The following is a 21,260-nucleotide window of genomic DNA, read 5'->3' as shown; positions in this document are numbered from 1 at the left end:
GGGAATCTGGCGAATTCCTAACTTTCTAATGGAATGGATTGCAACAAGGATTTGGGATGTGGCCGATCGGTCGGGTCGTGGCTGTAATAGGCCAGCAGTACCACACCCTCCCGGTCGAGGATAAAATCACCCCCTAATTGATGCAGATCACCGCCGGTGGCGATCAACTTTTCACCCCGTATTAATCTCCGGGCATAAAACCACAGGGTCGCTAAATTCCACGTCCGGCGGATGGAACGCTGCAAGCCGAAAGCCCGATACAGGTTCTTCTGTGGATCGAGCAGGATGGGAAAGTCTATTCGAGTGGTTTCCCTCCATTGCTCCAGCAAGTATCCCTGCTCAAAGGTAACCAGGGCGATGGAAATACCGGCCTGCTGGAATTCAGCCCGGGCGCTTTGCAACTGCAAAGCATGTTCGCGGCAGGGTATTCAACCCAAATGACGCAAAAATACAAGTAGCAGGTAAGGATTTCCGTTGAGCAGGTCAGAAAATGAATAAGGATTCCCGTCTGCTGAGGGCAGGGAAAAAGGCTCGATTCGGTCTCCTATGAGCAATCCGCCCATGCTTTTCAGGCTTCAACCCGGACGCCGCGCCAGAACGCCACATAATCCTTTATCTGACGGGCTGCTTCTTTGGGGTTGGGGTAATACCAGGCGGCATCCGGATTGCTTTGTCCGTTGACCACAATCGTGTAGTAACTGGCTTCGCCTTTCCACGGGCAGGTGGTGTGGGTTTCGCTTTTTACAAAATAATCCCACTTGACGGCAGACGGGGGAAAGTAGTGATTGCCTTCAATGACAATGGTTTGATCACTTTCTGCCAGTATGGTATTGTTCCAGATTGCTTTTGCCATGATTGTTTAACCTCTTACTTGTGATTGGATGGTGAATGGAAGAGTTTCTCGCCAGCGCGAATGGGTACGGTAAGGTGGTTTTCCGGGGGGGTGAGCGGGCATGACCAGTCATCGTTATAGGCGCAGTAAGGGTTATAGGCCAGATTGAAATCTACGATGAATTGGTTTTGCCCAATCGCCTCCGGTTCAAGGTACCGCCCGGCCGGGTAGGTTTCTACGCCTGCCAGACTGTCCACAAACGGCAGAAAGTAGCCGTATTGATTGCCGTAAAGGGTTAGTTCGACTTTTTGCCCCTCAACTTCAAAAGAAAAACGTCCCAACCGTGCGTAGATCTGAATATCACCGGTGTTGGTTTGAATTTCCACATGGGTTCGTTCAGGAAATGGCTGAAGCGTCAATTCCAGCCGCAGACCGGGGTTGGGTGGAAAGTAATTCAATCCGCTAAAAACGACCTTTTGTTCTTCCCTCAGCGGGCTTTGCGGGTGATTGGCGAAGAATTCGTCTTTTTCGTGGCGGATGGTAGCGTAGTTCATTATTACCTCTGCTTAATTTTTAACCGAAACAAGTCTGATTTGCAGCCCTCGGGGTTTTGAAACCTTATACATTGGCCCGATGAAACAGGCCGGTGGAATTCTACGAAAAGAACAAGGCAGAATATGGGTTATTCTGTCTTATCAGACGCAAGATGTGGGTAATACCTTACTTTTCAACCCTGTTAGCAAGGTTGAATGCAAGTAAGCCCCCGCTTGCCAATGCGTGGGTACGAGCCGGTGCTATTGGGTGGCTTGTCTAGCCGGATTTGTGGCGGTGTTCAGCCAGCCAGCGGCGAATTTCGGCGGGAGAGCGGGTGTTCAACACTTGAGCGGCGCTCACCCAGGCCCGCCGTGCGACCGAAACCCCATATTCTGCCAGCTCCAGATCCGCCGGGCTGTGAGCATCGGTGTTGATGCTCAACAGGATTCCCAGTTCCACAGCCCGACGCGCATGTACTTCATCCAGATCCAGTCGTGAGGGATTGGCGTTAATTTCGAGGGCAACATTTTCTTCGCGGGCAGCGGTTAAGATCGCTTCCCAATCCAAATCCGCGCCTTCGCGGTTGGGAAGCAAACGCCCGCTGGGGTGACCAATGATGTCCACGTGCGGGTTGCGGATGGCACGCAGCAAGCGGGCGGTGATTTCCTCGCGCGGCTGGCGCAGGCTGACATGCAGGGATGCGATCACAATATCCAGCTCGGCCAGCACATCATCGGCCAGGTCCAGACTACCATCGGCTTTGATTTCAACCTCGGCGCCTTGCAGCAGGGTCAACTCCTCGCCCAGCATTGCCTGGACGGCGTCTATTTCTTTGCGCTGCTGGCGCAGGCGGTCGGCGTCCAGCCCGTTGGCGATGCCCAGTGAATGGGTGTGGTCGGTAATTGCCAGCACCTTCAAGCCGCGTGCTTTGGCTGCCCTGGCCATCTCGTGAATGCTCAGCGCTCCGTCGCTCCAGGTGGTGTGGCTGTGCAATTCGGCAATCAGGTCGGCTGGACTGATCAGATCCGGCAGACGGTGTTCCAGAGCTGCCTGGATCTCGCCGCGATCTTCTCGCAGTTCCGGTGGTATCCATTCCAGGTCAAGGGCCTGATAGAGGTCGGATTCGTTGGCAAAGAATAGCTCCTTGCCGTCGGGGGTGGTCAGCCCATGCTCGGAGAGGGAAAAACCTTTCCGCTGGGCCAGTTCGCGCAGGCGCACGTTGTGATCTTTGGAACCGGTCACGAATTGGAGCAGTGAACCGAATTTCGCCTGTGGTTGAATCCAGAGCTGGATATTCAAGCCGTTGCTCAGCTCGATGCTGGATTTGTTTTCACCATGTGCCAGCACCCGCACAACTTCATCATGATGGACAAAAGCCTCCATTACAGCCACCGGATCATCGGCTGCCGCCACCAGATCAAGGTCTCCAATGGTCGGCTTCCAGCGGCGCAGGCTGCCAGCCAGCTCGGCCTCCCGCACACCGGGAAGTCCCCGCAGCCAGTTTAACCAGCGCAGGCCAATTGGGCGCACCGTGCCAAGTAACATGCGTTTGCTGCGCCTGCGCAGCGCCTCAATCCCGGCGAGGATGCGCTGCTCGGACTTTTCGCCGATTCCCGGAAGGCGGCGAAGGTGGCCATCCCGCGCAGCCGATTCCAGATCCATCAGGGAGGTGATGCCGGCTTGTTTCCAAAACAGAGCCACTTTTTTGGGGCCAACATCCGGTATTTCGAGCAATTCCAGCAAGGTTGGGGGAACTTCCTGCTCCAGTCTTTCCAGAAAGCCCAGTTTGCCGGTGGTGAGCAATTCTTCGATCTTTTCGGCGATGGCTTTGCCAACGCCGGGAATTTCCGTCAGTTTACCTTCGCGGTACAGTTCCTCGGCTTCACGCGGATAAGCCCGCAGGCTTTCGGCAGCCCGCCGATAGGCAAGGGTTTTATAGACCACTTCGCCGTTGATTTCCAACAAATTGGCGATACGCTCAAAAATCTCGGCTAATTGCTGATTATTCATGCCAATTATTATACAATAGAGCCATGAACCCAACCTTATATCCCGATATTTCTCGTCCAACGCTGTTGATCGATCCCCAGCGTGTTCAGAAGAACATTCAACGCATGGTCGAAAAGGCCAATACGGCGGGGGTACGCTTGCGCCCCCATTTCAAGACCCATCAATCGGCGCAAGCAGGTGAGTGGTTTCGGCCGTTTGGTATTCAGGCAATTACCGTTTCCTCGCTGGAGATGGCAGCGTATTTTGCCGGACACGGTTGGAAAGACATACTGGTTGCGTTTCCCCTCAATTTACGCCAGATCAATCTGGTGCGCCGGTTGAGCGAATTCATCCGGCTGGGTGTGCTGGTGGAGTGTGCCGGGCATGTTGAAGCACTTGCGGATGCGGTGGAAAGGCCGGTTGATGTGTGGATTAAGATTGACAGCGGCAGCCGACGCACAGGTCTGGCATGGAATGATTCCCACGCTGTTCTGGATTTGGCCGGTCACGTTCGGCAGCAGCCTCACTTGAATCTGCGTGGGTTGTTGACCCACGCCGGGGAGACCTATCAAAGCCAAAACCCGGACGAAGTGGTGCAGCGGTTTCGACGCAGCAACCAGCGCATGAACCAGGTGCGCCAATTTTTAGAGCAGAACGGCATTGATGGTCTGGAAGTATCGGTGGGTGATACCCCCGGTTGCAGCCTGAGTGATAATTTTGAAGGGGTTGATGAAATCCGCCCGGGTAATTTTGTCTTTTACGATGCTCAGATGGCACAGTTGGGAGCCTGCCGGGAGGCCGACATAGCCGCAGTGGTTGCCTGCCCATTGGTGGCTTTCCACCCCGAACGACAAGAGGCGGTAATCTACGGGGGCGCGGTTCACTTTTCCAAAGACAGCGTGACAGAAAATGGCATAGCCGCTTATGGCTGGGCCGTGCTGCTGAATGAGCGGGGATGGTCGCCGCGCATTCCGGGTGGCGCGCTGGTGCGGCTTTCCCAGGAACATGGAATCGTCCGTTTGCCCCCAGAAGTTTTTTCTTCTCTTACAATTGGCGGCTTGATCGGGGTGATCCCTGCGCATGTCTGCCTGACCGTCTCGGCACTGGGTGTTTACCGGACCTTGCAGGGCGAATGGATTGAGACCTTTGTCAGGGCATCAGCACCAGCGGGACGGGGGTGAACACCAGCAGGAACACCACCAGGGTCAGCCATCCGAGACGTTTACGGCGCGGATCCAGTTCGGTGATCTGATCGAGCGGCTCGGCATACACCCGTCCAAAAAGGAAGATCAACACAGCCCACAGCCACCAGCCCGACCAGACGAACCCCAACAAGCCGAGTGCCAGCAGTACCAGCGGGTAAATACGCCGGGCACGTTCCCGTCCGAAAAGGACATAGAGCAGGTGGCCGCCATCCAGTTGACCGGCAGGAATCAGATTCAGCGAAGTGATCAGGATACCGCCCCAGCCCGCCCACGCTACGGGGTGCAGCAGAACGTCCAGCCCGCCATACGGCAGCGGCTGTCCGGTGAAAATATAGCGCAGCCAGTAAAGCAGCGGGGGAAGTCCGCCGTAATCAGCCGGTGCTGGTAAAAACTGCCCGAAGACCACGAATTTGAGCAGCAGGTAAAGAATGGAATTGCCTTCCAGCTGCGTTTGTCCCAGTCCGCTGCCCAGGGGCGCTGCCGGCAGTGGAGAAAGTGTGGAAAGGGACAGGCCGATCAATAATACCGGAATTGCTACGACCAGGCCGGAAAGCGGGCCGGCAATTCCAATGTCCATCAGCACCCGTCGGTTTTTAGGCAGTTCTTTCATGTTGATGAAGGCGCCCAGCGTTCCAAACGGACTGAGTGGGAATGGCAGCGGCAGAAAGTAGGGCAGGCTGACGGCGGCACCGTGCCGCCTGCCCACCAGATAATGTCCGAATTCGTGGGCCGTAAGGATTGCCAGCATACTGATTGCAAACGGCCAGCCGCCGCTGATGATTGCCCAGACGAATTCGATCGCATTGGCCGGCATTTCCTGTAAGTTAAGCATTCCGCCGGTGAACCACACGCTGATCAGGGTGAGAATGAAGAAGATCAGATTGGTGCGAGGATTGGAAGGGCGCGGAGCTTGCCGGCTGGTTACAAAAATCACCGTTTGGCGGTTGTTTTCATAACGAAACAGGGGGGTTAAACCCAACGGAGCGACCGCTTCAGCCAATCGGTCATAGGCTTCGGCGGTATCTGGCAGGATGATCCGCCCATGATATTTGATTACAAACCCTTTGCGTTCATCTCCATAGGTGGTGTCTTCAATGAAGAAGACCCGGCGTACAGCCAGTTCGACTCGTTCATACAGCAAAGGTTGATCTTCCATGAGTCATTGTCCCTGTTGAGGATAACCATCATTAATCAGGCGGGAATGGATGGGAGTCGAACCCACCGCGGCCCGCAACGCGGCCCGCCACCGGTTTTGAAGACCGGGGAGCCCACCGGGACCCGACCACTCCCGCCATTAAGCATACTCCAGCGCGCCGTATTCGTCAAATTCTCTGTTCAAGGGGAGATCACCCACTCGAACGAGTCGCTCAGGTTGACCTCTCCAATTTCGGCAAGGACATTTTCGCCGCAATCCAATGCCCGGGCATGGTAGATGTCAGGCGGTAAAAAGAAAACCCGCTTACTGCCAGGCAGAATGCTCTCGACCTTACCCAGGCGGTCGTCCCCCCATTCTTCGTTACTGGAAATGTAAAGGTAGCAAATTTCCTGCGTGGTTTGATTGGTCACCCGAAACAGAGCGTTCCCCTGGCTGCCGATGATGATGGAACGGTTTTGGGAAATTTGGGCAGCGGAGTAGAGGGTCTCTTCCGAGCAGGAGCGTATCAACAGGTCGTACACTCCGGCTTCGAGGGTGAAAGTCTGACTGCTGCCACCGGCGATCCACTCCCCTTCGGGCAACTGATTTTCGCCAAAATCCGTTTGCTGGTGTGGCGAAAAGTAGATTTCGCAAATTGGCAGGCTGCTCTGATTTTCCACGCGTATTTCCAGTGATGGGGATTGACAGGCGCAAAGCAGGAAGAACCCAAAGCCGATTGTGATCCACCCGTGAGGGGAGAAAAATCCGCGCCTGAACATGGGTTGGAACTACCCGAACAGGAAAGGTATAACGGCCTGCATCCACTCTCTTGCCGAGAGGAACACCCCTCCGCTTAGCAGACCCAGTGCCATACCGGCTACCACATCCGATACATAGTGCATACCGGTAAAAATGCGCGATAGGCTGACCAGTACCGCCCAAACCACCACACAGGCTGCCACCCACAGAGGAGCGTTGGCTGCCACTACCGAAGCAATCATGACTGCCCGGGCAGCATGGCCGGAGGGAAAGGAATGCGGGTCAGTGTTGCGGTAAATGCTGCCCCATTCACCCGGTGGGCGGTTACGGCGCACCAGGAATTTGATGCCCATCACCAGGGCGGCCAGGAGAAGAATATCAAGGATTAAAAAGGCCGAAAATCCCCTCCATGCGTTGGAAAACAACCAGACGACCCCCAAACCCAGCAGCCAAAACCACGAATCGCCAGAGTGGGCTAAAAATGCCACCAGTTTCCACCGGAAGGATTCGTCCACTTCCATGCGCAACCGATTGGACAGGTTCACATCCAGTTGGATCAATTTTTGCATCATTCGAAGAAAACCCCGTAACCTCTATGCTGAAATCCCAAAGGGAGTATACCTTGATTAGGAAAAGTTGACCAGCAGCCACCTTACTGATTTGTCAATTCCAAAGGGCTGCTCTTCCCGTATAATTACCTTGGAGCTCAATCTCCGTGGTTGCGAATGTTGACCAATCCGGAGGATTATCAGGAATCACCACCCATTCAAAGGGAGCCGGGCGTCTAATGAAGCGTTCATCTACGTTCCTCATCAGGAAAAGTTCAAGTTGGATAAGCATTCTTCTTTTGACGATCAGTCTCGTATTAAGCGCCTGTCAGCCGCTTTCCCTGCAAGTTGAACAGGTGCAGGCCTCCGTCAATTTACAGCGGGTACGGGCTCAGGATTGTTCCTACGGTGGAGCGATTCGCGCAGTGGAGGCTGTGGATGATTACACTGTGCGCTTTACATTGTGCAACCCCGATCCGGCTTTTCCGGCAAAACTGGCATTTCCAATTTTTGCAATTCAGGATGATGAGTATCTGAATGAACACCGGGGGGACTCGAAGGCAATGAGCCGCCAGCCAAACGGCAGCGGGCCTTATGAGGTAGCGGAATATGTGCCGGGTGTGCGATTGGTTCTCCGCTCGAATCCGGACTACTGGGGTTTGCCACCCCGGATTGAATCCCTAACCTTTCGATGGGCGACCACCTCGCTCTCGCGGCTGGTTGAGGTCAGCACTGAAAAAGCCCATGCGATGGACTCGCCCGACCCCAATTCCTTTTACAGCATTAATCAAGATAGTTCCTTGAATTTAGTCTATCGCCCTGCGCTGAATCTGGCGTTTATTGGAATGAACAACCGCTTTGCGCCGTTTAACGATGCACGGGTTCGTCAAGCGATCAGTATGTTGATTGACCGGGAGAGGATCGTCAATACGATTTACCCGGTCGGCACCGAAGTAGCCGAACAATTCCTTTCCCCGGTTTTTGGGGTGGGTTACACCCCGCTGTATGCCTGGCTGCCTTATGACCCGCAGCAAGCACTGGATTTACTCCGCCGGGCAAACTTTGATTTTGAACAGGAATTGATCCTTTCCTATTCTTCGCAGGGCAATGAATTATTGCCCGACCCGCACCGGATTGCCCAGACGATTCGCTCGCAGTTATTGCCGTACGGTATCAATGTGCGTCTCAACCGCATGGAGGCAGCCGAATTCGAGCAATCGGTTCAGGCCGGAAACGAGGCGTTCTTCCTTTACTCGTGGTCTGCCGATTACGCAGACCCCAACAGCCTTTATTCAACCATTTTTTCGTCCAATGCCCAACTATTGGGGAATGTCTATCCGGATATTCAGTTCATGGCAAACGAAGCCGGGCGTACCAGTGATCCTGACCAGCGCCAAAACCGATACAACCGAATCAACGAGATGCTGCGAATGCACACACCCGCAATCCCGCTTGCCCACGTGCGCACTGCTGCGGTTTTTCGCCGCGAGGTGCAGGGGGCTGCGGTGAATGCCTATCTGGAAAATCTGCCGGAAGTGATCACCCCCGATGGAACGCTGGTCTTTCTCCAATCGGCTGAACCAGAATCGCTCTGGCCAGCGGACGCCACCCAGTGGACGACCTTCCGTGTGACCAGTCTCTTGTATTCCACACTGGTCGAAAACAAGTTTGATGGGGTTGGTCTACGGCCGGGGTTGGCGGAATCATGGTCTTCCAATCCAAACGCGACCGAATGGACTTTCAACCTGCGTTATGGTGTCCGATTCACCAATGGGGCTTTGTTGAATGCCAATGATGTGGTTGCGTCTTTTGCCGCCATTTGGGATGCTCAAAATCCCAATCATACCGGTGAAAGCGGCCAATTCCAGTTGTTCCGGCGCTTTTTCGGCGCATTCCTCAATCAACCTTGATGGGGATGGTGGGATTCCGACAGCAGGGGCTGCCTGAAAAACAGGCAGCCCCTTTTCTGAAACTTTAACCGACTCAAGAGCGTCTATCCTGAAAACTATTGCGGTTTGCCTCAATAAATTCGATGGGAGTTTTCCCCCTCAAATTGTGGTAAAGTAAAGTTAGTTCGCCAGTGGATTGAGCGGTGTTTACGGAGGATCCCCCATGAGAAACCATACTCAACCGGGTTTGTTTCGGGTGATGATGACCTTGTTTGGATTGATGGCCGTTGTGGGTCTTTCCTGCAATCTGCCATTTGGTGGAACGACCAATTCGACCCTGCCGACTCAGACAGTGGCTCAGCCTACCCGGCTGCCTGTGCTCCAAGAGGGACTGCCCCCAACAGTTTTAGAGGTTCAACCCGAACCGGGCAGTATCATCAACCCTCGCGAGGGGATGGTTGTGACTTTTGATCAGCCGATGGATCGCCCTTCCGTAGAGGGCGCTCTGGAGATCCGTCCGGTCACCTCGGGCCGTTTTGAGTGGTTGGATGACACATCGGTGCGTTTTGTGCCGGATCAGGCCCTGCCGTTGGATACGCCACTTACGCTCACGCTGCAGCCAACCGCAAAAGACCGCAGCGGCAATAACCTGCTCCGTGCGTTTTCTTACCAATTTCGCACCGCAGGTGAGTTGCGCATCACCGAACGACTCCCCCAACCGGATGTGCAGGATTTAGATCCAACCTCAATTGTGGCGGTTTCCTTCAATCGTCCGGTGATCGAGTTGGGCGAAGTGGGCTCAGCCGAACCGGCGGCGTTTTCCCTGCAGCCAGCCGCCGAAGGGGAAGGACGCTGGTTAAATACCAGCACGTACGTGTTCACCCCCCGCCCGGCACTGGAAGGTGGTCAGACCTATCAGGTTGTGATGAATACCACACTGGTGGGTGTGGATGGGACGTCCTTGCCGGATGCTGAATTGATGAACTGGCAGTTCAGTACTGTCAAACCGGCACTCATCGGCATTGAACCGCCTTTGGAAGGGGCACAACCGCTGGATGTTCAGATTCGCCTGACCTTCAATCAACCCATGAACCGGAGAAGTGTCGAGCAGGGTTTACGCCTGCGGAGGCAGGATGGCAGCCCGGTTAATCTAACCTATGAGTGGAGCGAGCGCGATTCGGTGGTAGCCGTTAAACCTCAGGAGTTGCTGGATCGAAATCGGGAATATGTGGTTGAGATGGATCGGGTTGAAGCCTTGGGCGGAGTAACCATTGAGGAAACACTGAACCAATCCTTTCGAACGGTGGGGCAATTTCAGGTGGTTTCCACCACCCCCGCAGACGGGGAAGATCTGGAAGTATTTGGCGATTACGGCTCACTGCTGGTGGAATTTTCTGCCCCTCTGGCACGCACTCAAAACTTGAATGATCGGGTACTCCTTGAACCAAAAATCAGTAATTTCTTCCTTTTCAGCGATGAGCAGGCCGGTTTTCTGTACATTTCCGGCTTCTTCAAGAGCGGTCAAACCTACCGCTTGACCCTGAAAGCAGACCTCCAGGACCGCTGGGGACAGGCACTCGGGCGGGATTATACCTTCACCTTCAAAGCCGGTAATTCACTTCCCACCCTCAATATTCCCATCCAGAATACATATGGCACCCTCTATTACGCCCTGCCGGGGGATACCACATTACCAGCCTATGCCACGAATCTGGAGGGGTTGAGTATCCGCCGGGCGCGAATAACCCTGCTGGATGTGATTCGTGCCATCGAACGCACCCCCGCATTTGATTCGCTGCCGCTTGAGGAAAACTGGCAGGTTGAATTGAATTTACCGCAGAACACCAGTCAGGGTATTGAAATTCCCCTCAAGGCGGATCGCAGTGGTCTGGAAACCGGTCTTTATGCGTTTCGTATTTCTTCGCCGCAATTTACTGAAACCTATCAAGCGGTGAATTTGCTAATGGTGGTCAGTCCCATTCAATTGACCATCAAAGAAAGCCAGCAAGAGGTTGTGGTTTGGGCGGTCAACGCTTTGAACCGCCGTCCGGTGAGCGGGCGTGAAGTCACCGTGTACCAAGGGGGGAGTGGATTGGAGTTGGGCAAAGCCCAAACCGATGAACAGGGCATCGCTCGGATTTCCCTGACCGAGAGCCGGTCTTACCGCACGCTGGTGGTCACGCTGGGAAAGGAGGGCGACCCCGATTTTTCGCTGGCAACCACGGAATGGAATGGTGGGATTTTCCCGTGGAACTTTGGAATTAACAGCAATTTTGATCAACCCCCGATCAAAACCTACGGTTATACCGACCGCCCTATTTATCAACCGGGGCAAATGGTTTACTACCGTTATGTTGTTCGCCAGTGGAACGATGCACGCTACCCGCCCGCCGACTTGAAAGAGATTACCGTAAAAATTTACGGCAGCTACTCCCCCGAACAGGGGACACCCTTGCTGGAAACCCAAAAACTGAGCCTTTCGCCTTATGGTACGGCGTACGGGCAGGTGCAATTGCCGCCCGACACGCCAACGGGGATATATACCATTCAAATTGAGGATCAGCCCGACTCGGTGATTGAGTTTCAGGTGGCGGCCTACCGCAAGCCGGAAATTGATTTGCAGGTTGCTTTTTCCAAAAGCGATTACCGGGCGGGTGAAGACATCCGCGCTGAGGTGGCAGCCAATTATTTCTTTGGAGCGCTGGCTGCTGGGGTCAATGTCAGCTGGTCATTGTATGCCCGCAACACCGAAGCAGACCTGCCGGGCGGCTTTGTTTCGGGTCGGGTGGATACCTTTTGGCTTGAACCGGACTGGTGGATGCGGATGGAATTACCGCTTGGGGATTTTATCATAGGGGGGAGCGGCATTACCGGGACGGACGGGCGTTTTCCGTTGACTTTCCTCAGCCAAAATCTCACAGCACTGATGGAAGAAAATCGCCAAAAGGTTCTGACCCTCGAAGTGACTATGACGGACGAAAGCGGCTTTCCCGTGTCTCAGCGAGCGCAAACCGTCCTGCACCCTGCGGATTTTGTCATTGGAATTCGCCCGGAAAGCTGGGTGCAACCGGCCGGCAGTCCGTTCATCTTTTCTGTTCTGACGGTGGATTGGCAGAATCAACCCATTGCAGACCGCCCGTTGAGTGCATCCTTTGATCGAATTGAGTGGGTACAGGAATGGAGCGAAGTCGAAACCGGAGCCGTCTCCTACCGTGAGGTGGTCACTCCGGTCAGCGGAGCCGACCTGCGCACCGGTAACAACGGCCTGGCGACCCTCGAATTCACACCCCAGGAACCGGGTATTTACCGATTGGAGGTGCGGGGCGAGGAGGCGGTCTCTCAAGCCCTGGTTTGGGTGGGGGGATCCGGAGCCGCTCCATGGCCGCGTTTACCCAACCAGCAGATTCGGCTGGAATCCGACCGAAAGGGATATGCTGTGGGTGATACTGCCCAGATCTTCATTCCCAATCCGTTGAAGGGAAATACCCTGGCGTGGCTCAGTGTCGAACGGCGCGGTGTGATTACCGATCAGGTGCTTTCGATTGGCGAGGGTGGCGAAACGGTAAATCTATCCATTGGGGAAGCATTTGCTCCCAATGTTTTTGTTTCGGTTACCCTCTTGGGGGTGAACGAAACCGGCAAGCCGGATTTCAGGCAGGGTTATCTCGAATTGAAGGTGAAACCAGAGGCGTTTCAACTGGATGTACGATTGGCTGCTCCACAAAGCCGTTTCGAACCGCGCCAGACCGCCCGGCTCGATCTACAGGTCAAGGATCAGCGCGGCAATCCGCTCCAGGGCGAGTTCTCGGTAGCCGTGGTGGACAAGGCTATTTTTGCGTTGAGTACGCCAAATGCCCCGGATATATTCAGCGCTTTTTACGGGGATCAGCCGCTGGGGGTATTCACCAGCTGTTCCATGGCGGCATATATCGGCCGCATCCCGTTGCTGCCGCGCGGCTTAGGCGGCGGTGGAGGGGGAGATGCCTCTCCGCTTCCCGTTCGCAGTGATTTTCGAGATACCGCCTACTGGGTCGGGGCGCTGGAAACCGATTCGAGTGGTTTTGCCCGGTTGGAATTTAACCTGCCGGACAATTTAACCACATGGGTGGTCCTTGTGCGCGGACTGACCCGTGATGCGCGGGTGGGGGAAGCAGTTGCCGAGATTTTGGTCAGCAAGGATTTGCTAATCCGGCCCATTCTGCCGCGTTTTGTGGTGGCGGGTGACCGGGTTGAAATAGGGGCTGTGGTTCAAAACAACACGGATGCTTCACTGGATGTCACCGTTCGTTTGCAGAGCAGCGGGCTGGTGCTGGAAAATCCGGGTTTGGAGCGGCAGGCGCTTCAGCTGAGTGCCAATGACCGTCAACGGGTCAACTGGTGGGTCAAAGTCGAGGATGTCCCTTCGGCTTCGTTGATTTTCAGTGTGGAAGGTGGGGGGCTGCAAGATGCGGTAATGCTTTCTAATGAAAATTTACCCATCCACCGATACAGCACACCCCAATCGTTTGTAACGGGGGGGATTCTTGATGAGGCGGGAGAGGTTTTGGAGGTAGTCACTCTGCCGCGCTCGTTCACCCCAACCGGGGGCAACCTGCGGATTGAGCTTTCTCCCAATCTGGCGGGTAGCGTCTTTTCGGGTTTGGAGGTGTTGGAAGGTTATCCGGATGATTTTGTCGAGGTATTGCTCTCGCGTCTGGCGGCGAATTTGAGTGTGTATCAATTGAGCCGGGAGACCAATTTCTCCGCACCGGACCTGAGCGAACGCTTGCAGCAAGCCATCCGGCGTGACCTCGACCGCTTGTTTGAAAAGAAGCAGGCTGACGGGGGCTGGGGCTGGATCAGCAGCGAACCGAGTGACTTTTTCTTGAGTACCTATGCTTTGTGGGTGCTCGATCAGGCGGGTGCAGCCGGTTTTGTTATTGAACCTTTTCAGATTTTAGATGTCAATCGTTTTGTTACAGCCAGTCTTTACACGCCCGAAATGGCGCAGGAAACCGCCAAACTGGATCAGCTGGCTTTCGCCTACTTTGTCCTCAATCAACATGGGCGCCAGAATCCAGTTCCGCCGGAATTATTGCGCTTGCGCGGACGATTAAATCCGTGGGGGCAGGCATTTCTGGCGATGGCGCTCAACAGCAGCGGTGATACTCAATCGGCTCAGACCATTTTGGCTGACTTGCAGGGCGGGGCAGTTCGCTCGGCAGATGGGGTTTTCTGGCAGGAAGAAGACAACTCGCTGTTCCGCTTTTCAAATACTTACGCTTCAACAGCCATTGTTTTAATGGCGCTGCTCGATCTGGATCCGGCCTCGCCCCTCGTGGGTGATGCGGTGCGTTATCTGACTCTCCAACGCGGGGTGCAAGGCTGGTTGAACAGTTACGGCAGCGGGTGGGTGCTGGCTGCCCTCAGCCGGGCTGTGCGGGCGACGGGCGAGCTGCAAGGCAACTACTCCTTCTCGGCCACTTTGAACGGAGCAGCCATTGCCAGCGGAGAAGCAGGAGGGGCGCAATCTTTCAACACGGTGCGGGCGGATGTGAATATCACTCAATTCCCCTCCAACCGAAATGCCCTGCGGATTCAACGGTCGGCTGGCAGCGGGCGTCTGTATTACCGGGCGATCCTCGATGTCGGTCAACCCGTCGAGACGGTACAAGCCATGGACGGCGGAATTATCCTTAGCCGGCAATACTATCTGGAAGGTGCTGACTGCCGGGCGGATGCCTGCTCGCCGGTTACCGGCGTTAACCGTTCGATGAGCAATCCGGTTGTGCAGGTGCAACTATCCATCACCGTACCTGAGGACCTCACATATCTGGTGGTGGAAGACTACATTCCTGCTGGTGCAGAAATTGTGAATACGACCTTGCTAACCACCCGGCAAGGGAGTGAACAAGGGCAGAATGGGGTTGTGGATCAAGACCGCTTCCTTCGTGGCTGGGGCTGGTGGCATTTCAGTGAACCGCGAATCTTCGACGATCACATCCGCTGGGTGGGAGCATATGTGCCGGCCGGGACGTACCTGCTGACTTACCGGCTCATGCCATTGCAGGCAGGTGAATTTCGGGTGCTGCCGGCGCATGCCTACGCTTATTACTTCCCCGACATTCAGGGAAGGACGGCTGGCATGGTGTTCAAGATCGAATAAGCAAGGTTCAGGTGGCTGGCGGGCCGGCGAGTTCATCCAAAAGGGAGGAGAGCCGCTCCAGGTCCGCCAGCAGATTTTCAAGGGATTCGCGTCGGGCAGGTGTGGGTATTTGAGAGTCAAGGGTCTGCGGAGAGGATTTCATCAGCAGGTTGCCAATCCGCTCGGCTTCTTCTGGCACCAGATCGCCGTTGTTGACCAGCTGCTCCAGGCGATGCAAAATTTCCCGATTGACCAGGCGATCCAAATCAACCCGGCGGAGCAGAGCAGTCAGCAGGGTTTGAAAGTTTTTTTCACCCACCTCCAACCATCGGTCGAACGGATTGGGCGGCAGCCAGCCGCCTGACCGTTTTTCGGCGCTGAAGAGAGCTTGCAGCATTACCAGAGTGGTCAGGTCAATTCCGCTGTCATGGTCAATGACCTGAATTTCCTCACCTTCCCGCAGGAATCGGGCAATTTCCGGCAGGGTGATATAGCGCCGGTTGTCGGTATCGTACAACTTGCGGTTGCTGTAACGCTTGATGTGCAGCATTCAGAACCGGATTACTCGCCGCGTTCTTTGCGTAATTCTTCAATCTTCTTGCTTAACTCAGCAATTTTTGCGCTGAGGGCTTCAATATCCGCCTGGGTGACCGGGGCCGGTCGGCTTTTCTGGGCGGCGGCGCGGCGTTCTTGTTCCAGCTTCTCGCGCTTTTCCATGATCTCCTGAATCATCCGGCGGGCGTCTTTTTCAGCCAGTTCGCCTTTTTCCACCAGCCGATTGACAAAGCGCTCAATTTCTTCCTGAGCCAGAGCGGCAGCGCCGATGCCTGCCAGCAGGATTTTCCGTGAAAGTTCGGTGAACCCACCGCGATTGGTAACATCTTCGACAGATTCGTGCCCGATTCGTTTAGCCATTTCAACCTCCTTGGATAACGCATTGCGTTATTTGGAATATAACGCAATGCGTTATGTTTGTCAACGGTTTATGTTTATCTTTAACGGCCATTCAGGAAATTCAGCGAAGATGAGTTCAAAAATGCCTTCAATTGCAATTTGCAATTTTCCAGATTGACTTTTTGACACAGGGGGATATAATCAAAATATTGATAAAAAAGGTAAATAATAGCCTGTATAAAGCGCATTCGTTAAGAGTAATTTCCTCAACGGACTCGTCTCTGTCTGATTTCGTGAGGTTAGAGGAAAGTCCTTTTGTTTTCAATAACATTTCTTCTTTACGGAGAGCCTATGGAATAGAGACCCGTAACTTTGGCCAACCCTGGCCTGTTTTGCTTTAAGGTTAAGTCAGGCAACAGGAGTATTCTATGAAAGCGCATGAAAAAAAAGAAGAAGAATCATCCGAGGAGACGGCATCCCATCAGCATCCTCTGGGAGAGGAAGGAGTCCGCGAAGAAATCTCACCAGAAAATCCGTGTTCACCACCGATGGGGGAAGCAGCCAATCCCAAAGCCAATTGTCGGTGCGGGGGACGTTCGCGAAAGACCAAAGAAAAAGAGCAAATCACCGAGATCCTGAAACGGGTTCCTGGGGTTAAAGTGGACGATTTTCGTAAACCGAAACAACGTCCCGGAACAAAAGCAGATTGCCTTTGTTGTGATTTGCCAACGGTGGATGCCATTGTCCCCATGATGGCAGAACTTTTTTATCGTTTCAGCAAGGGGGAAGATCCGCGAGCCGGTTATGAAGAGATGATCTTTGAAGGGCTTTCGCGCTTGAACAAAAAACAACTGAAAGCATTGGGGGAGGGGTTTAAAGGTTATGAGAACTTATCACCCCGTTTGCGTAAATGTTTGTTCGATGAGCGCTTGGCCGATAAAGTCCGCGGCGATGGAGTTCAGCCGGCAGATGTGATAGAAGCCTTTGTTCTGGAAGGGCTGGCTTACACTGCCCAAACTCTGATGTCGAACTCAAAGGGTATCAAAGGCCCCGGACAGGTCAGAATATGGGATGCGGTTTTACCGCCTACCCCCAATGGTTCTCAACAGCCGCGGATTTTCAGCGGCCCGTGGCCGTGGTTGACTGCCATCCGTCCGGACATTGGCGATTATAAAGAATACGGCAGCGTGGCGAGTTATCGTTCTTCGATGGAAAATGTTTACACTTTCCAGCCTTATCAAATTGCCAAGGATTGCAGCGTTTCGGTCAACCTAAACAAACCGGGGGAACTGATTGCCAACTGCACACCGAAAACTCCGCCGCCACCCCCACCCGGAGCTTTATTCCCGGCTTTTTGCGAGGGCGGGCAGGATTATACCTTCAATGGTCAGTGTCTTCAGTTTCCAGTGGTTGAACCGGGAGCGACGATTTGTCTGAGAGGGTTCAATTTCATCACCGAGACGATCAAAGTATGGTTCCAAAACCGTGATACTGGTTTGAAAATATCCCTTGATGCTCCAGTTTTTGGCGATCTGGAAACCCCGGTAAAGGATGAGAGTGGTCATACCATCCATGATTGGCGGGTTTTCGATTCGGTTGTGGTCAATGTCCCTAAAGAACATCCTCAACAACCCGGTGCGCCTTTCCCGCCCGGTCTTTACGATGTCTGGATCGAGGTTAATAATGTGCTTTCGGCAGTTTATTCCGGCGGAATTGCACCTCGTTTGAAATCGAATCGATTGATTTTGCAAATTGAACCGGATCCCAACATTGCCTTCCATTTCTGGAGCGAAAACGGTCGTTGCTACGAAGAAACGGATGGATTGGGTTCGGATGAGATCTGGTTTGATGCGTGGGTTGCCCACCTGATTCCGGCTTCGATGCCTTCCGGAAAACATACCCTTGCCCCCGTGAAACATGTTGAGTTTAATCGGGATGCCTGGGATGATATGGACTCGGGGGAAGATTCGGGCGCGTACAGCGCTGATCTGTGGAACGGTTCTTTCAATCGAGGGCTGATGGCGGCCGGTCTGATTGGTTTTGAGGTGGACAGCGAATCAGCCGCAAGAGATCAATTACGGGATTTTGGATCTGCTTTTGTCCATTACCTTGAAAACATCTGGCAGGGGGCGGTTGCGATGGAAGGAACCGCCGCATCCATTGCCAAAATGATTTCACTGACATTGACGCAGGGCTTGATTGTTCTGGCTGTAGTCGCTGCTTTGATCCTGATTGTGGGATTGTTCTGGGCTGCCTGGGCGCCGGCCGACCGGATAGCCGTGGACTTGATCACGATGGATGCACGCAAAGCCTGGAACTTGACCAGCCCGAAAGGACAATTGCCCCCCGTGGAGCGGTACAGGTTTGAGGAAGTTTCTACCAGTCATAATCCCAAGCCCAAGGCTCCAGATACTCCGGCAACGGTACGATATGTGGTGGAACATCGTTATGTGACACCCGAAGATGGCGAAGATTCGGACTATGGTGTCACCTTCCAGCTGACTCGCATGTAAGCTGGTTTCCAGCGTTCTCAACAAAACGGTTTTGTCCTTAAGTTAGAAAGGCAAAGCCGTTTTGTAGTTAAACCGAGTGGGTCAGGAATATTTTTAAGTTAATTTTGTGATGAAATTCACATGACTTTTGTCAAAAATGATGATATACCTATACCAGTGAGCATGTTTTCCCTATGATTTATCGGTGTCGGAGATGTGATCAGGCATAGGGGTAACCGGCGCGTCGGCGGACATTTCTATCTTGAGACCCATTTCACCGGAGGAAAAATCATCATGCTGCATCTCGTGACGGCGGTCGGGATTCTGGTGTGTGCCATTCAAGCCATCCGTTCCCGGCGCTTGATTGTTTCGGCATTGTGGCTGGCCGGCACCAGCGCTCTGGTTGCGCTGGAATTGTATCTGCTCGGCGCACCTGAAATCGGGGTGATCGAGTTGAGTGTGGGGGCCGGTCTGGTAACGGTTTTGTTTGTTTTTGCGATCAACCTCACCGGCGAGGAAGCCGCTGACCTGAAAGGCTTGATCAAGGAACCGCTGGCGGTGGTGATGAGTGTGCTTGCCATCGTTTTGCTGGGTGTTTTGCTGGTGCCGGGGATTGACCGGGCTGGGCCATCGGTGGGAGAACCGGCTCTCAAAGTGGTTTTATGGGGCAATCGTCAGATGGATGTGTTCTTGCAGGCGGTACTGGTGTTTTGCGGCGTGCTGGGGGTTCTTGGATTGTTGAGCGAGAGGGAATCCACCCCGGCCGAACACAGCCTTTCGGAGGATGGGGAATGAATTTATCCGTTCCAAACATTGTGATTTTGATTGTGATCGGTTTGTTGGGGGTGGGCACCTATGCGCTGCTGACCGTGCGCAATTTGATTAAGGTGGTGGTTGCGCTGCAAATCATGGTTAAGGCTGCCATGCTGGCGCTGGTACTGGCCGGTCGCTTGCAGGGGCAGGAAAACCTCGGACAGAGTCTGGCACTGACCGTGATCGTTGCCGATACGATTGTAGCGGTGGTGGGGCTTGCGCTGGCGGTGCAGGTACGGCGGGTGGTTGGCACTCTGGACTTAAGCGCGTTGACCACGCTACGGAGGTAGCCTATGGCGATGACCTGGCTGACGCTGACAATTGGCTTGCCCTGGCTGGGGGCGCTGGTCATCTGGCTGGCTGGTGATCGGGACGAAAAATTCACCCATCTGCTGGCTGTGGCGTTTTCGGTGGCGGCAGGGGTTGCTGCTTTACTGCTGCTGCCTTACGGCAAAGAACGGCTGGTTTATTCCCTTCCGATGGGGGGGGTGTTTGGTGATTTCACCTTCGTGGTAGATGGATTGGGGGTTTTTCTGGCGGCCATTGCCACAGTAGTTGGCTCGCTGGCGGTCATCTTCTCGGTGGATTATATGCACGGGGAAGGGCAACTGCCCCGTTATTACGCCTTTGTGCTGTTTTTCATCGGGGGAATGGCCGGTCTGGTGTTGACCAGTAATTTGCTGCTCATGTTCTTCTTTTGGGAAATTACTGCCCTTTGTTCGTACGCGCTGATTTCTTTTCATAACGATGATCCGAAGGCAGTTGCGGGCGGTATCAAAGCACTGATCATCACACAGCTGGGTGGGATTGGTTTGCTGGCGGGGGCGCTGCTTCTGTATGCCTATACCGGCAGCAATGATTTTCATGTGCTGCTTGAAAATCCGGCAATTTTGCCAGCAGGAGTGCTGGCCTGGATGGGTTTTGGTTGTCTGATTGCTGCAGCGGCAAAATCCGCCCAATTCCCCTTCCAGACCTGGTTGCCGGATGCGATGGAAGCCCCCACGCCCATCAGTGCTCTGATTCATGCGGCTACAATGGTCAATGCCGGGGTGTATTTACTGGCGCGTTTTTACCCGGCCTTTGCCGGGGTTCCGGGTTGGCGGGAAGCGGTGATGATTGTGGGGATGCTTTCGGCTTTGCTGGCAGCCGTTATGGCGATGGTTGCCACCGACTTGAAGCGGGTACTGGCTTATTCCACCATTTCCCAATTGGGCTTTATGGTTTATGCAGTTGGTGCCGGTGGGGTTTTTGCCAGTCAATTTCACCTGCTCAGCCATTCCGTTTTCAAGGCGCTGTTGTTCCTGGCTGCGGGGGCGGTGATTCACTCGGTGGGTACACGCGATATGCGCCGGATGGGCGGCTTGGGTAAGGATATGCCCGTAACCCGCGCCGTATTTGTGATTGGCGGTTTGGCTTTGGCCGGCATCCCGATTTTCAACGGCTTTTGGAGCAAAGAGTTGATTCTGGAAGCGGGTTTACATGAAAATCCGCTGTGGTTGTATGCGCTGATGGTTTTTGTGGCCGGGCTGACGGCGTTTTACACGGTTCGCATGATCTCGATGGTGTTCTACGGTGAGGCGCATCCCGAACGGCATGTTCACGATGCGGGCAATGCCATGAAAGTGGCTCTGCTGCCCTTAGCCATTGGCAGCCTGACCACCTGGCTGCTGGCCGGGCCGTTTGGTCACCTGCTGGCGGAGAGTTTACCAGCCCATCATCTGGAAGTACACAGCACGCTGGCGGTAGTTGAAGAAGTCATCACGGCTCCGGCGACTTATCTGGCGCTGGGAGTGGTGGCACTTGGCTGGCTGGCTGGCTGGCAGCGCCGGCGCCTGAGCCGGGTGGGGCAGGCGCTCAGCGGGGTGGGCAAGGCAGCAGCCGAGAGTTTCGGTTTTGAGGCAATCAACCGCGGCGTGGTCAATGCCACCCAAAAACTGGCCGAAGCCCTGCGGGTGACTCAGCCGGGCCTGTTGAACTGGAATGTGTTTGCCATCGTTTGTGCATTCCTGATCTTACTGGCAAGTCTTGCTGTGGGAGGGCGTTGAC

The 21,260-nt window shown here is 54.3% G+C and carries 16 protein-coding genes and 1 tRNA gene; 7 read left to right on the top strand and 10 right to left on the bottom strand.

Annotation, left to right across the window (positions count from 1 at the left end; translation table 11 throughout):
* Window positions 1-17: 17 nt before the first annotated feature.
* The 4 genes from AC812_RS11405 to polX all read right to left on the bottom strand — a co-directional run bounded on the left by AC812_RS11405 (window position 18) and on the right by polX (window position 3,376).
* A complete protein-coding gene (locus tag AC812_RS11405) occupies window positions 18-428 on the bottom strand; it encodes an AhpC/TSA family protein (protein ID WP_082149176.1) in 411 nt (136 codons plus the stop codon).
* A gap of 140 nt (window positions 429-568) precedes the next feature.
* The gene (locus AC812_RS11400; protein ID WP_061918561.1) at window positions 569-853 is read right to left on the bottom strand and encodes a DUF427 domain-containing protein; all 285 of its coding nucleotides are present in this window, start codon (window positions 851-853) and stop codon (window positions 569-571) included.
* Between the two features lie 14 nt (window positions 854-867).
* The gene (locus AC812_RS11395; RefSeq protein WP_061918559.1) at window positions 868-1,386 is read right to left on the bottom strand and encodes a DUF1684 domain-containing protein; all 519 of its coding nucleotides are present in this window, start codon (window positions 1,384-1,386) and stop codon (window positions 868-870) included.
* 256 nt (window positions 1,387-1,642) lie between these two features.
* On the bottom strand, window positions 1,643-3,376 hold the full coding sequence (gene polX, locus AC812_RS11390) for a DNA polymerase/3'-5' exonuclease PolX (RefSeq protein WP_061918557.1): 1,734 nt from the start codon (window positions 3,374-3,376) through the stop codon (window positions 1,643-1,645).
* Between the two features lie 23 nt (window positions 3,377-3,399).
* Here polX and AC812_RS11385 point away from each other — a divergent pair, with 23 nt between their 5' ends.
* Window positions 3,400-4,536 (top strand): alanine racemase, encoded by a 1,137-nt coding sequence (locus AC812_RS11385; RefSeq protein WP_061918555.1) that lies wholly within the window; start codon window positions 3,400-3,402, stop codon window positions 4,534-4,536.
* Here the strand turns inward: AC812_RS11385 and AC812_RS11380 are convergent.
* The 4 genes from AC812_RS11380 to AC812_RS11370 form a co-directional block, all read right to left on the bottom strand.
* The gene (locus AC812_RS11380) at window positions 4,505-5,716 is read right to left on the bottom strand and encodes a site-2 protease family protein (protein WP_061918553.1); all 1,212 of its coding nucleotides are present in this window, start codon (window positions 5,714-5,716) and stop codon (window positions 4,505-4,507) included. The two genes, AC812_RS11385 and AC812_RS11380, sit on opposite strands and share 32 nt — an antisense overlap.
* Before the next feature lie 40 nt (window positions 5,717-5,756).
* A tRNA-Sec gene (locus tag AC812_RS17625) sits at window positions 5,757-5,850 on the bottom strand.
* A gap of 45 nt (window positions 5,851-5,895) precedes the next feature.
* Window positions 5,896-6,375 carry a hypothetical protein gene (locus tag AC812_RS11375; RefSeq protein ID WP_145962579.1) on the bottom strand — a complete coding sequence of 160 codons (480 nt, stop codon included), beginning with the start codon at window positions 6,373-6,375 and terminating at the stop codon, window positions 5,896-5,898.
* A 108-nt stretch (window positions 6,376-6,483) separates the two neighbouring features.
* Entirely contained in the window at window positions 6,484-7,026 is a 543-nt protein-coding gene (locus AC812_RS11370) for a phosphatase PAP2 family protein (RefSeq protein WP_061918549.1), read from the bottom strand.
* A gap of 275 nt (window positions 7,027-7,301) precedes the next feature.
* Between AC812_RS11370 and AC812_RS11365 the strand changes: the two genes are divergently transcribed.
* Both AC812_RS11365 and AC812_RS11360 read left to right on the top strand, forming a co-directional pair.
* Complete coding sequence (locus tag AC812_RS11365; protein ID WP_061918547.1) at window positions 7,302-8,912, top strand: ABC transporter substrate-binding protein; 1,611 nt, start codon at window positions 7,302-7,304, stop codon at window positions 8,910-8,912.
* A gap of 202 nt (window positions 8,913-9,114) precedes the next feature.
* Window positions 9,115-15,036 carry an Ig-like domain-containing protein gene (locus AC812_RS11360; RefSeq protein ID WP_061918545.1) on the top strand — a complete coding sequence of 1,974 codons (5,922 nt, stop codon included), beginning with the start codon at window positions 9,115-9,117 and terminating at the stop codon, window positions 15,034-15,036.
* 7 nt (window positions 15,037-15,043) lie between these two features.
* Here the strand turns inward: AC812_RS11360 and AC812_RS11355 are convergent, their stop codons facing one another.
* Together AC812_RS11355 and AC812_RS11350 are read right to left on the bottom strand one after the other, a co-directional pair.
* Window positions 15,044-15,565: a polyhydroxyalkanoate synthesis regulator DNA-binding domain-containing protein gene (locus AC812_RS11355; RefSeq protein WP_061918543.1), complete on the bottom strand. Its 522-nt coding sequence runs from the start codon at window positions 15,563-15,565 to the stop codon at window positions 15,044-15,046.
* A gap of 11 nt (window positions 15,566-15,576) precedes the next feature.
* The gene (locus AC812_RS11350) at window positions 15,577-15,930 is read right to left on the bottom strand and encodes a phasin family protein (protein ID WP_061918541.1); all 354 of its coding nucleotides are present in this window, start codon (window positions 15,928-15,930) and stop codon (window positions 15,577-15,579) included.
* 407 nt (window positions 15,931-16,337) lie between these two features.
* Here AC812_RS11350 and AC812_RS11345 point away from each other — a divergent pair, with 407 nt between their 5' ends.
* The 4 genes from AC812_RS11345 (at window position 16,338) to AC812_RS11330 (ending at window position 21,259) form a co-directional block, all read left to right on the top strand.
* Entirely contained in the window at window positions 16,338-18,422 is a 2,085-nt protein-coding gene (locus AC812_RS11345) for a hypothetical protein (RefSeq protein ID WP_061918539.1), read from the top strand.
* 273 nt (window positions 18,423-18,695) lie between these two features.
* The gene (locus AC812_RS11340) at window positions 18,696-19,196 is read left to right on the top strand and encodes an NADH-quinone oxidoreductase subunit J (protein ID WP_061918536.1); all 501 of its coding nucleotides are present in this window, start codon (window positions 18,696-18,698) and stop codon (window positions 19,194-19,196) included.
* Window positions 19,193-19,504, top strand: a complete 312-nt coding sequence (locus AC812_RS11335) for an NADH-quinone oxidoreductase subunit K (RefSeq protein ID WP_061918534.1) — start codon at window positions 19,193-19,195, stop codon at window positions 19,502-19,504. Before AC812_RS11340 ends, AC812_RS11335 begins: the two co-directional genes overlap by 4 nt.
* Window positions 19,505-19,507: 3 nt before the next feature.
* Complete coding sequence (locus tag AC812_RS11330) at window positions 19,508-21,259, top strand: NADH-quinone oxidoreductase subunit 5 family protein (RefSeq protein WP_061918532.1); 1,752 nt, start codon at window positions 19,508-19,510, stop codon at window positions 21,257-21,259.
* Window position 21,260: the final 1 nt, after the last annotated feature.

Source organism: Bellilinea caldifistulae (assembly GCF_001306055.1).
GTDB lineage: Bacteria > Chloroflexota > Anaerolineae > Anaerolineales > Anaerolineaceae > Bellilinea > Bellilinea caldifistulae.
Note: the sequence above shows the minus strand (reverse complement) of the source record. Positions and strands in the feature narration are given on the sequence as shown.

What these genes read in the sequence shown, in the direction of transcription:
- AC812_RS11330 (WP_061918532.1), top strand. Translation starts at nt 19,508, where the DNA reads ATGGCGATGACCTGGCTGACGCTGACAATTGGCTTGCCCTGGCTGGGG.
- AC812_RS11355 (WP_061918543.1), bottom strand. Translation starts at nt 15,565, where the DNA reads ATGCTGCACATCAAGCGTTACAGCAACCGCAAGTTGTACGATACCGAC.
- AC812_RS11360 (WP_061918545.1), top strand. Translation starts at nt 9,115, where the DNA reads ATGAGAAACCATACTCAACCGGGTTTGTTTCGGGTGATGATGACCTTG.
- AC812_RS11350 (WP_061918541.1), bottom strand. Translation starts at nt 15,930, where the DNA reads ATGGCTAAACGAATCGGGCACGAATCTGTCGAAGATGTTACCAATCGC.
- AC812_RS11380 (WP_061918553.1), bottom strand. Translation starts at nt 5,716, where the DNA reads ATGGAAGATCAACCTTTGCTGTATGAACGAGTCGAACTGGCTGTACGC.
- polX (WP_061918557.1), bottom strand. Translation starts at nt 3,376, where the DNA reads ATGAATAATCAGCAATTAGCCGAGATTTTTGAGCGTATCGCCAATTTG.
- AC812_RS11345 (WP_061918539.1), top strand. Translation starts at nt 16,338, where the DNA reads ATGAAAGCGCATGAAAAAAAAGAAGAAGAATCATCCGAGGAGACGGCA.
- AC812_RS11395 (WP_061918559.1), bottom strand. Translation starts at nt 1,386, where the DNA reads ATGAACTACGCTACCATCCGCCACGAAAAAGACGAATTCTTCGCCAAT.
- AC812_RS11370 (WP_061918549.1), bottom strand. Translation starts at nt 7,026, where the DNA reads ATGATGCAAAAATTGATCCAACTGGATGTGAACCTGTCCAATCGGTTG.
- AC812_RS11335 (WP_061918534.1), top strand. Translation starts at nt 19,193, where the DNA reads ATGAATTTATCCGTTCCAAACATTGTGATTTTGATTGTGATCGGTTTG.
- AC812_RS11340 (WP_061918536.1), top strand. Translation starts at nt 18,696, where the DNA reads ATGCTGCATCTCGTGACGGCGGTCGGGATTCTGGTGTGTGCCATTCAA.
- AC812_RS11400 (WP_061918561.1), bottom strand. Translation starts at nt 853, where the DNA reads ATGGCAAAAGCAATCTGGAACAATACCATACTGGCAGAAAGTGATCAA.
- AC812_RS11385 (WP_061918555.1), top strand. Translation starts at nt 3,400, where the DNA reads ATGAACCCAACCTTATATCCCGATATTTCTCGTCCAACGCTGTTGATC.